This window comes from Stenotrophomonas sp. P5_A8, from assembly GCF_056400545.1.
Map to the genome: position 1 here is coordinate 1 of NZ_JBFULB010000104.1, position 12,095 is coordinate 12,095.

Annotated in this window: 15 protein-coding genes and 1 pseudogene; 8 read left to right on the top strand and 8 right to left on the bottom strand. The window is 66.3% G+C overall.

Annotated features, from left to right (window positions below; genetic code table 11):
* The first annotated feature begins 298 nt into the window (after positions 1-298).
* Positions 299-2,290: a PEP/pyruvate-binding domain-containing protein gene (locus AC1DQP_RS09405; RefSeq protein ID WP_457319703.1), complete on the top strand. Its 1,992-nt coding sequence runs from the start codon at positions 299-301 to the stop codon at positions 2,288-2,290.
* A 4-nt stretch (positions 2,291-2,294) separates the two neighbouring features.
* Here the strand turns inward: AC1DQP_RS09405 and AC1DQP_RS09410 are convergent, their stop codons facing one another.
* From AC1DQP_RS09410 to AC1DQP_RS09420, 3 genes are all read right to left on the bottom strand, one after another.
* Complete coding sequence (locus AC1DQP_RS09410) at positions 2,295-2,768, bottom strand: lysozyme inhibitor LprI family protein (RefSeq protein WP_478051472.1); 474 nt, start codon at positions 2,766-2,768, stop codon at positions 2,295-2,297.
* Between the two features lie 37 nt (positions 2,769-2,805).
* Positions 2,806-3,111 (bottom strand): hypothetical protein, encoded by a 306-nt coding sequence (locus AC1DQP_RS09415; protein ID WP_256774238.1) that lies wholly within the window; start codon positions 3,109-3,111, stop codon positions 2,806-2,808.
* Between the two features lie 306 nt (positions 3,112-3,417).
* Entirely contained in the window at positions 3,418-4,881 is a 1,464-nt protein-coding gene (locus AC1DQP_RS09420; protein WP_478051477.1) for an FAD-dependent oxidoreductase, read from the bottom strand.
* On the opposite strand from AC1DQP_RS09420, the gene AC1DQP_RS09425 reads away from it, so the two are divergent.
* On the top strand, positions 4,780-5,457 hold the full coding sequence (locus AC1DQP_RS09425) for a MarR family winged helix-turn-helix transcriptional regulator (RefSeq protein WP_478051473.1): 678 nt from the start codon (positions 4,780-4,782) through the stop codon (positions 5,455-5,457). The genes AC1DQP_RS09420 and AC1DQP_RS09425 overlap by 102 nt on opposite strands.
* 145 nt (positions 5,458-5,602) lie before the next feature.
* Here AC1DQP_RS09425 and AC1DQP_RS09430 read toward each other — a convergent pair whose 3' ends face one another.
* Positions 5,603-6,295, bottom strand: a complete 693-nt coding sequence (locus AC1DQP_RS09430; protein ID WP_457320056.1) for a type 1 glutamine amidotransferase domain-containing protein — start codon at positions 6,293-6,295, stop codon at positions 5,603-5,605.
* Between the two features lie 114 nt (positions 6,296-6,409).
* On the bottom strand, positions 6,410-7,015 hold the full coding sequence (locus AC1DQP_RS09435) for a TetR/AcrR family transcriptional regulator (RefSeq protein ID WP_457320054.1): 606 nt from the start codon (positions 7,013-7,015) through the stop codon (positions 6,410-6,412).
* Between the two features lie 113 nt (positions 7,016-7,128).
* On the opposite strand from AC1DQP_RS09435, the gene acuI reads away from it, so the two are divergent.
* Positions 7,129-8,115 (top strand): acrylyl-CoA reductase (NADPH), encoded by a 987-nt coding sequence (acuI, locus tag AC1DQP_RS09440; RefSeq protein ID WP_478051474.1) that lies wholly within the window; start codon positions 7,129-7,131, stop codon positions 8,113-8,115.
* Between the two features lie 14 nt (positions 8,116-8,129).
* On the opposite strand, the gene AC1DQP_RS09445 is transcribed toward acuI, so the two are convergent.
* Together AC1DQP_RS09445 and AC1DQP_RS09450 are read right to left on the bottom strand one after the other, a co-directional pair.
* Positions 8,130-8,501, bottom strand: coding sequence for a response regulator (locus tag AC1DQP_RS09445; protein WP_457320050.1), 372 nt, complete (start codon positions 8,499-8,501; stop codon positions 8,130-8,132).
* A 123-nt stretch (positions 8,502-8,624) separates the two neighbouring features.
* Positions 8,625-9,689: an SDR family oxidoreductase gene (locus tag AC1DQP_RS09450; RefSeq protein WP_478051475.1), complete on the bottom strand. Its 1,065-nt coding sequence runs from the start codon at positions 9,687-9,689 to the stop codon at positions 8,625-8,627.
* Positions 9,690-9,775: 86 nt separating this feature from the next.
* Here AC1DQP_RS09450 and AC1DQP_RS09455 point away from each other — a divergent pair, with 86 nt between their 5' ends.
* From AC1DQP_RS09455 to AC1DQP_RS09475, 5 genes are all read left to right on the top strand, one after another.
* Positions 9,776-10,156 carry a winged helix-turn-helix transcriptional regulator gene (locus AC1DQP_RS09455; RefSeq protein ID WP_478051476.1) on the top strand — a complete coding sequence of 127 codons (381 nt, stop codon included), beginning with the start codon at positions 9,776-9,778 and terminating at the stop codon, positions 10,154-10,156.
* Positions 10,157-10,254: 98 nt separating this feature from the next.
* Complete coding sequence (locus AC1DQP_RS09460; protein WP_256774246.1) at positions 10,255-10,524, top strand: hypothetical protein; 270 nt, start codon at positions 10,255-10,257, stop codon at positions 10,522-10,524.
* A 223-nt stretch (positions 10,525-10,747) separates the two neighbouring features.
* Complete coding sequence (locus tag AC1DQP_RS09465; RefSeq protein WP_256774247.1) at positions 10,748-11,086, top strand: hypothetical protein; 339 nt, start codon at positions 10,748-10,750, stop codon at positions 11,084-11,086.
* Entirely contained in the window at positions 11,083-11,442 is a 360-nt protein-coding gene (locus AC1DQP_RS09470; RefSeq protein ID WP_457319061.1) for a hypothetical protein, read from the top strand. Before AC1DQP_RS09465 ends, AC1DQP_RS09470 begins: the two co-directional genes overlap by 4 nt.
* A complete protein-coding gene (locus AC1DQP_RS09475; RefSeq protein WP_256774249.1) occupies positions 11,429-11,854 on the top strand; it encodes a hypothetical protein in 426 nt (141 codons plus the stop codon). Before AC1DQP_RS09470 ends, AC1DQP_RS09475 begins: the two co-directional genes overlap by 14 nt.
* Before the next feature lie 10 nt (positions 11,855-11,864).
* Here AC1DQP_RS09475 and AC1DQP_RS09480 read toward each other — a convergent pair.
* Positions 11,865-12,095: pseudogene (locus tag AC1DQP_RS09480) on the bottom strand (PLP-dependent aminotransferase family protein); the annotation flags it as partial.

A 12,095-nucleotide genomic window follows, 5' to 3' on the forward strand; every position in this document is an offset into this window, starting at 1 on the left:
GCCTGCCCTGGATGCGCTCGCCGCGGGTGTCCAGCTGCAGGGTCTGATGATTGTTGTTGCCCCATAGGTCGGTTGTCACGATCCATTGTTCGGCGGCACGTGCGTTGAGTGGCAGGACAGCCAGCAACAATGGAAGCAACTTGGAGGGCGTAAACACGGCGTGTGGCATCCGCAGGGCCCGCAAGGGCGTATGCCGCAGCCTATGCGCTTGCCCACCGGCGACACAGTGTCGAAGGTAACCCGGCGCTGCCCGGTGGAGTCGCTTATGATCGCCCCACTTCATTCCCGCGGCGGCGTCATGGATCGAGCCCGTTCCCATCCTGCCTGGCGACAGCACCTGTGGGCGTTGCTCTCCACGCTCACGCTGCTGCTGTGCTGCGCCGTGCCGGCCTTGGCGCAGACCGCCCGCAAACCCTCGCCGTACGAATACCGCCCGGGCAGCGATAGCGCGCCTGTGCAGCCGACGACCGGGCCGGACTCCCTCGCGCGCATCGACACCCGCGCGCAGTTCATGCAGCTGGCCCGTGTCTACAACGCCGGTACGGCGCTGGAGATGCCGCATCTGATCTTCGTGATCGACCGGCAGAATGCGGCACGCATCTACTACATCAATACGCCCCGCTTCGCGCTGCACGAGCAGTTCGTGCGTCGCCAGGGACTGCTGCGTTCGTTGGACAAGGCAACCCTCAACGCGCAGTACCGTGATCCGCAGCGACGCTTTCTGTTCGGCACGTTGAGCTGGCAGAAGGACCTGCCGGGCTACACCTACGAGTTCTGGGAGGGTGACAGGCTCACCGCGTCCCTGCTGCGGCAGACCGACACGGTGCTGCGGGCCTCGTTCGGCGAGCCCATCCGCTTCAAGACCAACTCCACCCAGCACGAGCAGCTGGCCAGCGGCATGGGGCTGGCCTACGTCAGCCAGGAAGCGTTGTTGCGTGAGCAGCGTTTCCTGCCGTTGAACACCGGCCGCGCCGAGGGCCGGCTGCGGATCGTGCGCACGGAGGCGCAGCTGCGCACGCTGGCGCCGCAGGACATCCCGGTACTGGACGAGGTGCCCATCGCATTGACGCCGGTAGCAGGGCTGGTGACCCAGCGCCCGTCCACGCTGCTGTCCCACGTCAACCTGCTGGCCAAGGGCTGGGGCATCCCCAACGTATATGTGCGCGACGCGCAGCAGGCGCTGCGCCAATATGACGGACGCTGGGTGGCGCTGGAGGTCAGCAACAACGACTACCGGGTAACGCCACTGACGCGGCCGGCAAGGGCGCCCTCGGCCCCTGCGGCGCGCCCGGCGGCGCGCAACCTGCCACGCCCGGACCTGAGCGTGGTCGCGCTCAAGCCCTTGGCGTCGCTGCGTGCGCGTGACAGCAGCCACTGCGGGGTGAAGGCTGCCAACCTGGGCACACTGAAGACGGCGCTGCCCCCGGCGGCGCGCGTACCCGATGGCTTCTGCATTCCGTTCTCGCACTATCAGGCGATGATGAAACGGCTGCAGATGGCCGAGCGACTACAGCAGCTGCAGCGTCGCCCGGGCTTCAGTGCCGACCCGGACATCCGCCGCGATGCGCTGGCGGCGCTGCGTGCGGAGATCAGCAATGCCAGGCCCGATCCGGCGTTCGTCCGCGCCCTGGACGCGCAATGGCAGGGGCAACTGAAGGGGGCCGCGGTGTTTGTACGCAGCTCTTCCAATTCCGAGGATCTGCCCGGCTTCAGTGGCGCCGGCCTGTACACCACCGTCCCCAACGTGACGCGTGCCGATGCCCTGGCCAAGGCGGTGCAGACGGTCTGGGCATCGGTCTACAACTTCGAGGCCTATGAAGCGCGCGCGGCGGCGGGGCTGCGACAGGACGCGGTGGCCATGGCGGTGCTGGTTCAGCGTGCTGCGCCTTCGGACAGTTCCGGAGTGATGATCACCCGCGATCCCTTCGACGCCGCCCGCCGCCACATCACCTACATTTCGGCCAAGCGCGGGCTGGGAATCCGCGTGGTGGAGGGCAAGCGCCAAGCCGAACAAGTGATGTATTCGAACTGGTCCAAGGCGGTGCAGGTCCTGAGCCGGTCGGCCGAAGATACCCAGCTGGTGGCCAAGGCGGGCGGCGGCGTCCGCGAAGTTCCCATTACCGGCTCACGCCAGGTGCTGACCGATGCGCTGATCGTGCGGTTGGCCAACGTCGGGGCCGCTACCAAGCAGGCGCTGGGCGGTGTGGACCAGGACATCGAGTGGGCCGTGGTCGGCGATGAGGTGCTGATGCTGCAGTCGCGGCCCTATGTGGATGGACGCGGGCGATAGTGGGCTACTGGCTCATCGGATAGGAGCCGGCACAGACGTCGCCTTCTTCGACACCGGTAATCCATGCCTGCAGTTGTTTGATCCGGTCGCGCGTGAGCTGCTCATACTCGCCGCTCTGGCACATCGGCAGCACGCTGCCATAGTCGGCCGGACTCGGATACCGCGCTGCGATCTGCGCATCACGGAAGACGATCCAGGCGCGCTGCGATGCCTTCAGTTTGTCCAGGAACACCTTGTCCTGGGCATTGGCGGCCAACACCTTCGCGTAAACGCGGTTGAGTTCGGCATCGGCCGAGTGCGCGGTGAGGCTGGCGCATTGGTTGAGTCCGGCTTGGGCTTGATTGGGGCTGTCGCAGGCCATGCCATCGGAGGTGCGCGCGGGTGCGGCTGGCGTGGAGGGCCTTTTTCCCTGGGCGTGCGCCGATGCCGCCAGGCAGAGGGAAAACGCAAGAGTGAAAAGCATCGCAGGACCTTTCATTGGCGTCGCTCCAGGCCAGATAGAACAGAGGGACATCTCAGCCGCTGTAGCCTCGGATGCGCATGCATTTCTTGATCAGGTCCGATTTCTCCATCCCGCGCACGACACCGTCTCCGACCGCGTCTCCCGTGCTTTTGGGCGCTCGCCCATCGCCGGTCGTGGCCTTGGAGGCGTCGTAGTCGCACTCGGCCAGATCGTGCTGCTTCTGCGACTCGCTCGCGCCGGGCTTGCTCCAGCCCTTGATCTGGGCAGTACCGCATCCAGTGAACATCACGGCGCTGCAAAGCAGCGCGACACCGCGGAGTGCGTTGGTATCCATGGCGATCTCGGTGGATTGGGTCATGGCGGGGCTGGCCACGGCGGCATTAACGGGCGCGACGGGTTAAAGCCGCGTGAGCAGGGGGACGGGGCTCATCCATCGCCCCTGGACGTGCTCCAGGCGCTCAGCAACCAACACCCGCTATTGATCGCCATCGGCGCGCCGTACCGTGGGTGTCACGCAACGGAGATCAGGATGTCCGTGTTCCGTTGCCGCCAAACGCCAATGGTCTACGCCAGCCAGATTCTGCATGACGATGAGGTGCCGTACTGCAGTGCTGGCGACCGGTGCCCAGCCTGAGGCGCTGTAGCAGGTGGCCGATAGCGGACGTCAAGGCGAATACGCGTCAAGATGGTTGGCAAGGCGGTCGATACTGTTCGCATCGACCACCGCAGCCACATAGCCATCGGGCCTGATCAGCACCCACTCGCCAGGCGCCATTCCGTAGGCATCTTCAACGTGTCGATCCGTATCGCGCAGATCGCCCGCCGGGCCGAAGACGTGCACCTGCAAGCCGCTACGCACTGGTGCGATGGCGCGATCGCTCGCGTAGCCCAGCAGCGTCCAGTGCGTGCCGCGCAACACCTCGAACAGCCGCACGGGCTGGCCACCAGCACCCAGCAACGGCGCATCCGGGGCGCGGTCGCCTGGCGTGATGCATCCCGTGCGAAACGCGCCCGCGAGCGATAGAGACGACGGCCGATACCCGAGGTCCAGCTGCTGCACCTCGCGCCCGCGCCGGTTGTCGCCGCGCTGGGCGTCATCCAGCAGGCGGGTGGCCAAACCCAGCATGGACGCTGCAATGGGGCGACGTTCTTCCTCGTAGGTGTCCAGCAACGCCGCCGGCGCGCCCTGCAGCACCGATGCCAGCTTCCAGCCAAGGTTGTACGCATCCTGCGCGCTGGTATTGAGGCCTTGGCCGCCGGTCGGAGGGTGCGTATGGGCAGCGTCGCCGACCAGGAACACGYGGCCGATGCGGTAGCGTTCGGCAAGCCGCGCGTGCATCCGGTAGGCCGACGCCCACGAGACGTCTTCAACGACGAGGTCGGTGCGACCGGTCCGCTCGCGCACCATCGCCGCCAGCCCGTTCACCGACAGATCCACCTCACCGTCGAGCGGCACCGGCGCCTGCAGTTGGAACAGGGCGGTTCCCATCAGCGGACACAACGAAATGCGGCGCGCCATGTCGTCCTCGTTGAACGTGTGCCACGCATCGCGCGGCAGCCCCTGCAGCACGATGTCGGCCACCACCGCGCGCACCCCGAGGGTCTTGCCGGGGAATCCAATATCCAACGCCTGGCGTACGAAGCTGCGTCCGCCGTCGGCACCGATCAGATACCGGGCGCGCACGGTCTGCTCGCCCGACGGCGTAGCAAGGTGGACGCTGACGCCATCACCGTCCTGCTCGAATCCCACTACCGCGTGGCCAAATTCGACGTGATGCCCCAGTTCTGCCAAGCGGTCGCGCATCACCGCTTCGGTCAGGAACTGCGGCACCATCAGCGGCTGCCGATAAGGCTCGGCCGGGGTTGCCGGCGACGCCTCCAGCACGAGGGCATCGGTGCTGCTGCCATCGGCATGGTGGCTGCGCGACACGGGGTAGGGCCCGCCTGCGGCGAACAGCCGGTCGATGATGCCCATGTCTTCGAAGATCTCCTGGCTGCGCGGCTGGATGCCCTTGCCGCGCGAGCCATGGAAGGGCTGCTCGCGCTGCTCCAGCAGCCGGAACGCCACCCCACGGCGGGCCAGTTCGATGGCCAGGGTCAGGCCGGCGGCACCGGCGCCGCAGATCACTACTTCAAGGGTGTTGCCCATCGTCTCTCTCCAGGTATGTGTAATATGCACTTACTTGGAGGGGATGCTATGCCGTCGAAAAACAAGGTGCAAGATACACATATTTCGCCGGACCTGAAGGCGCTTCACCTCGCCATGGTCGGCATTGCCAGCGTCATGAACCGCCCGCGCAACGACGAGCGCCTGCTCCAGGAGGCGGGAGTGAAGCTGGACCAGGCCCTGTTCCGGCTGCTGGTGATGATCGAGCGGGTGGGGCCCATCGGGGTGGTGGACCTGGCTGATCGCCTCGGCCGCGATTACACGACCATCAGCCGACAGGTCGCCAAGCTGGCGGCGATGGAACTGGTCACCCGCCGCGGCAATCCGCAGGATCGCCGCATCCGTGAGGCGACCATTGCACCAAAGGGCAAGGAAATGACCGATCGCCTGGACGCGGCGCGTGAGCGGATCGGACGGCATATCTTCCAGTCGTGGGCGCCGCAGGAGGTGGCGGACCTGGTGCGTTTGATGGACCGGTTTGCCAGTGCGCTGGAAGCGCAGGAACATGAGACGGGCAAGCAGGCGCCGGGCCGTTGAGCGACGTTCGTCGCCGAGCCGACCTTGAGGTCCGCTGCAGCGGGGTGGCGCAGGCCGTTCGAACGCGGGCGTAGCACTGTGAGCAGTCGGTGCCGCTCCCAGTCCAGGTGTCCGGTGCCGCACACGCGGCACCGGCCCAATCGCCTCAGCGCTTCGCTTCAGCACCCACCTGCTGCATCAGCACCGCCGCCGTCTCCGACGACGATCCCGGGTTCTGCCCGGTGATCAGCAGGCCATCGCGCACCACATACGAGCCCCAGTCCGGCCCCTTGGAGTAGTCGCCGCCGAGCGCCTTGAGCGTGTCCTCGACCAGGAACGGCACCACCTTGGTAAGACCGACGCCTTCTTCTTCGGTGTTGGTGAAGCCGGTGACCTTCTTGCCGTCAACGAGCGGCGTGCCATCGGCGGCCTTGACGTGACGCAGCACGCCCGGGGCGTGGCAGACCAGGGCGACCGGCTTGCCAGCGGCGATGAACGATTCGATCAGCGCGATGGAGTGGGTGTCTTCGGCCAGGTCCCAGAGCGGGCCATGGCCGCCGGGATAGAACACGGTGTCGAAGTCGGCCTGGTTGATGCTGTCCAGGCGGACGGTGTTGGCCAGTTGCGCATTGGCATCGGCATCGGCCTCGAAGCGACGGGTCAGCTCGGTCTGGAAATCGGGTTCGTTGCTCTTGGGGTCGAGCGGCGGCTGGCCGCCGTTGGGCGAGGCCAGCACGATCTCGGCACCGGCGTCCTTGAAGGTGTAGTAGGGCGCGGCGAGCTCTTCGAGCCAGAAGCCGGTCTTGCGGCCGGTGTTGCCGAGTTGGTCGTGGGAGGTAAGAACGATGAGGACTTTCATGGTGGTGCTCCTTGGGGGTCGATGCGGGATGGGGAGAACAGTAGACCGGTCGTCTAGTAAACGGGTGTGAAAAAAGCAGGTCGCCGATGAATCGCCTGCTGCGTGGCCTTCCCGTCAATGGGAGGGGTGGAGAATCCTGCGGGTGGTGCGCGCTGCGTCGTCGAACGGCTGGGTGTGGCGGACGATCTTGACCATCAGGCTGGCACCCAGCCAGAGCTGATACAGGCTCTGCGCCACGCCATCGGCCGGGTCGTCGGGCGCCAGCGAACCGTCGGCTACGCCGGCGGTGATCGCATGCGCCATCCGTTCGATGATCGCGGCAGTGCCGCGTTTGAGTGACGCCCGCATGCTCTCGGACAGGTCGGCAACCTCGGCACCCAGCTTCACCGCCAGGCACTTGCCTTGGCACTCTTCGAAGGATTGGTTGTCCCGCCACGCCTGGAAATACGCGTCCAGCCGTTGCGCACCGGTCTGGCCGGTCTGGCGGAAGATGCGGTCCATGTCGGCGAGGTAGGCGGCGAAGTACTCCTCGAGCAGGGCTTCCCCAAAGGCGTCCTTGGACCCGAAGTAGTGATAGAACGAGCCCTTCGGCACGCCGGCCGCGGTCAGTACCTCGTTCAGGCCGACGGCGGAAAACCCTTTGCCGCCCATGATCCGCTGGCCGGTGGCCAGGATCTTGTCGCGGACGTCGCTGGTGTCGATGGCGGGTGCAGGGCTCATGGGATGGACTGTACTCTCCATTAGACCGGTCGTCTAGTAATTCTTGAAGCGGCCTTCGACTGGATGCCCGGGCGATTTCACCGCACAGTGGAAGCACCCCCCCGGAGACCGCCATGACGTTCAATGCCCTGCTTGCCCGCAAAACCGGCGACACGATTGCCACTGACATCGTGGCCCTGGAAGAGCACGACCTCATGCCCGGCGACGTTACCGTGGCCGTGGCGTACTCCACGGTCAACTACAAGGACGCGCTGGCATTGTCGGGCCGCTCGCCGGTGATCCGCAGCTTCCCGTTGATCCCTGGCATCGATCTGGCCGGCGTGGTCGAGACCTCGAACTACCCCGGTATCGCGCCCGGCGATCGCGTGCTGGTCAACGGCTATGGCTTGAGCCAGACCCACCATGGCGGTTATGCGCAGAAGGCGAGGGTGCCCGGCGAGTGGCTGGTGAAGGTACCCGATGCCTTCAGCGCCCGGGATGCGATGGCGATCGGCACCGCTGGCTACACGGCGATGCTGTCGGTACTGGCCCTGGAGCATGGCGGGGTCACCCCGGACAGCGGCGACATCCTGGTGACCGGCGCCAACGGCGGCGCGGGCTCCATCGCCATCGCACTGCTGTCGGGGTTGGGCTACCGCGTGGTGGCGTCCACCGGCCGCCTGGAAGAATCGGCGTATCTCAAGGAACTGGGCGCGGCCGAGATCATCGACCGCCACACGCTGTCCGCGCCGGGTGCACCGATTGCCAAAGAGCGCTGGGCCGGTGCCATCGACGCGGTCGGTAGCCACACCCTGGCCAACGTGCTGGCGCAGATCCGCTATCGCGGTGTGGTCGCCGCGTTCGGGTTGGCGCAGGGGGCCGACCTGCCGGGCTCGGTGCTGCCCTTCATCCTGCGCAACGTGACGCTGGCGGGCATCGATTCGGTCAACGCACCGCTGGCGGCACGCCGGCAGGCGTGGGCGCGTCTGGCCACCGATCTGGATCCTGCCAAGCTTGCACGGACCACCCAGGTGATCGGACTGGCGCAGGTGCCGACCATTGCCGCGCAGGTTCTGGAAGGGCGCGTGCAGGGCCGCACGGTAGTGGACGTCAATGCCTGATCATCCGGCCCGGCTCAGGCCAGGTCGCGTACCGAACCCAGCACTTCTTCGGCGGTAAAGGGTTTGCGGATCAGGTTCACGCCGGGGTACAGAAAGTGCGGGCGATCGTCTATTTCGCCCGCATAGGTGGTCATCAGCAGGATGGGCATCGTCGGATACAGCCGGCTGGCGCGCTTTGCCAGGCTCCAGCCATCCATGCCCGGCAGGCCGATGCTGGAGAACAGCAGATCGAACGACGTCGCGCCGGTCAGGTGATCCAGCGCGGATTCGGCGTTGGCGGTGGACACGACGTCGAAACCGTCCGCATCCAGGATCGTGGTGGTCCTGGCGCGGAGGGCATCGTTGTCCTCGACAAGCAGGATGCGGCAAGGGGACGGATGTGGCACGGTGGCTGCCTCGCGGGAAACGCATGCGGCGGGGGCCACACTTCGTCACCGAGGGTAGTGCGGACGGGCGTTAGTCCGTCGTGCATCCGGTGCCACGGATCCGTTACCCCATGCCGCGTCCGACTACGGAATCAGCCGCTGCGCGCRCAATCGCTCGAACAGCGCGAAGAACGCATCGTCGCTGGGCTGGTAGTCCAGGAAGCCCATCCGTCGGCTCTTGGACATATCGGTGACCACTTCCAGTGGCCGGCCCAGGTCGGCGTCGGTGTGCCACGGCGAGATCAGGCGATGGATGTCCTGCTCGACCAGCCCATGGGCGGCCGCCAGCGCCGACCATGCGGCGGCATCACCGGCCATCTGCTGCTCCAGCGGACGCACCTCGCCGGTGAAGGGGGCCGGCTCGAGATCGAACCACGTCGCGATCCGCGACCACATCCAGCGCCAGCGGAACACATCGCCATTGACCACGTTGAAGGCCTGGTTGGCGGCGGCGGGCGTCTGGGTTGCCCACAGCAGGTGTCTGGCGAGCAGACCTGCATCGGTCATGTCGGTCAGCCCGTCCCACTGTGCGGGCGAGCCGGGGAAGTAGAACGGACGCCCGCTGCGCTTGCACAGCGTGGCGTACACCGCCAGCGTCGTGCCCATGTTCATGGCATTGCCCACCGCCGCGCCGATCACCGTGTGCGGGCGATRCACGCTCCAACTGAAGCCGTCGCGCGCTGCAGCGGCAAATACCTCGTCTTCCTGTGCGTAGTAGAAGTTGTCCACCGCCAGCCGTGGCTGTTCCTCACGGAACGGCGTCTGTGGCAAGGCACCCTGCGCATAGGCTTCAAACGGCCCCAGGTAATGCTTCAGCCCGGTGACCAGCGCGACGTGCCGCACGCTGCCGGCCGGCCGCAACGCGTCCAGCAGGTTGCGCACCATCGCCGCATTGACGCGGATATTCTCGGCCTCATTGGCCTGGCGCGACCAGGTGGTGATGAATACATGGGTGGGTGCCAGCGCTGCCAGTGCCGCCTGGGTGGACGCGGCGTCATGCAGATCCGCGGCGACGCCCTGCGCGCCCTTGGGCAGCTGGTCTGGACGGCGGGCCAGTCCGTGGACCTCCCAGCCGGCGTCCAGCAGCCGCTGGATCAATGCACTGCCCACGATGCCGGTCGCCCCGACTACCAACGCTTTGTTCGTCACGATATGGCCTTTTCATTCTGTTTCAGGCGCACACAGTAGGATAGGCGCGCACCGCACGAAAGAAGGCACCAAATGGTAACCACGCGATGAAAACCGGCACTCCCGACGAAGAATGGCGCGAGGATTGCGCCCCGCGGCGGGTGCTGGAGCTGTTCAGCACCAAATGGACCTCGATGGTGCTGCACACCCTGGCCGTGCGCCATGCAGGCGCCGCGCGCAGCAATGCGCTGCACCRCAGCCTGCCGGCGATCTCCAAGAAAATGCTGATCCAGACCCTGCGCGAAATGGAAGCCGCAGGCATCGTGCTGCGCACCGAATTTCCCACCGTGCCGCCGGCAGTGGAGTACACGCTGACACCGCTGGGCCGGCAGCTGGTGGAGCCGATCGAGCTGATCTACGACTGGGCACGGCGCAATGCCAGCGCGCTGGATGCCCTGCAACCGCGCACCACCTCACGCCGCCGGTAGTGCCACGCCACGCGTGRCAGCCCTGGACAACGGCGCCAGACCCGCCCGGATCGCGGTATATTTCGCGCCCTCCCCATATTCAGCCCTGAGCTTCCGTCATGACCACGCCCCGGAAACACTACAAACACCCCGCCGAATCGGACATCGGCCACGGCACGATTTACCTTGAGGCACAGGGCGATGTGATCGTGCGGCAGGTCGAAAGCTACCGCAGCGTGCTGGTCTGGGCCGACAAATCCGGGCAGGCCGATGCGCGCTTCCCGATGTCCGATCAGCCTTTGTCCTGGCTGGACCTGGATTCGGATGACAGCATCACCGCCACCGAATTCGAAGCCGTCTGGAAGCGCGCCAAGGCTGTTTCTGGTTGAGCTGAGCGTCACTGCGCGCGGCTTGGGCAGCTCACCGCCCGCACCGGTGACCGGTCTTGTCGTCCCGGCGTCATTGCTTGTAGAGTCGGCTCTCGCCGAGGTCTGGATGACCTGCGGCAGGGAGCCGGTAGCGCCCAGCGCAGCCGGAAATGGAAAGGGAGGTCCGGGCCGGCGCGGCAGCGTGGACCGGAGAAGCAGGCGCACTGCGCCAAGGGGGCTTCGAATGGCGTTGTTCGGGTTTTTCGTACTGTTCCTGGTGTGCATGGGTCTGGCCAGGATCGTCAATGCGACCCGCGGGCGGCTGACCGTCAACGGTGCGGCGATCCATCTGCTGCTCACGCTGGTCTTCGCCGTTTTCATCGTCGTGATGGCGGTGCGCGCGGATCTGCAGCCCGGGGCATTCGGCTATGCGCTGGGGTACAACCTCGGGCCCGCGTTGCTGGTTGGCGTGCTGGCCGCGCACTACGTTTTCAAATTCCGGGGCGAGAAGGCGAACGAAGCGCGCGTCCGCCGGTTGCGCGAGCAACGCCTGCGTGCGGACGCAGGATGGGCGGATCCTTGAACAGTCAGCAGTTTGTTGAAGCGATGGAAGCCCACGTGCGGGACGCGGCGACAGAGGCGACGATGAGCACGCTCGAATCGCCGCCCGGAAGGCGACCTTCGCTGGCGGTTCGCGAACGCGCCGCCTGGTATGGCGGGTTGTCACCGCAGGACCAGGCGCACGTGCGCAGCGTGGTGCGTGAGGCCGCCGGAGCAACGGTGTTCGGGCTGCTGACGGTGTTGGACGGTGCACGCATCGTTGACGAAGAAAAGGGACGGTTCGAGCTGTTCTATACGGGCCGTGAACGGGCGCTGCTGAACCCGGAGGGCATCGACCTGCACGATCTGCTTCGGGGGCCGGCCGATGAAACTGGGTGAGCTCACTGCCTTCGGCCACAACGTGGCCGACTCGTTGGCCAGTGGCATGTGCTTCATGATCGGCTTATACACGCTGGATATCTTTGCGGAGGCCGCCGCCTCGCGAGAGGGCGAAATCGTGGTGAATTTCCTGACAGGGGAAGCCGCGGGCAGCCCGGCCTCGGCAGGGATAAAGCATGCCACTGGCCAATTCGCGCAGCGACTGCCCGAGTTGGCTTCGCAGCACGGTTTGGATATCGGCCAGATCCGCGTTCTATCCGCGCGATTTGGTACGGACAAGGTCGCAGGAAGGCATTTCCAGGTATCGGTCGAAACCGCAGACGGTCGCCGCTCCATGGACCAGTACGTGGGCAGCCCCGGCAGGCGTTACAGCCGAGCGCGACGGTCTCGCGTTGCACCCGGTACGGACTGACACAACCGGCTTATACCGTCCAGCCGCTCCGGCCTGCAGCCACGTGCATCAACTGATCCAGCTGCCGCAACGCCCGGTGCAGTTCCTGCCGGCTCGCAGCCGCCCCCAGCGAGATCCGCACCGCATCGTGGATGGCCACGCCGTCGGGCGTGAACGCCGACGACGGGGCGATGCCCAGCCCCTGCAGGCGCGCTGCATGGGTGAGGCTGGCGGCGGTCCACTGTGGCGGCAAGCGGCACCA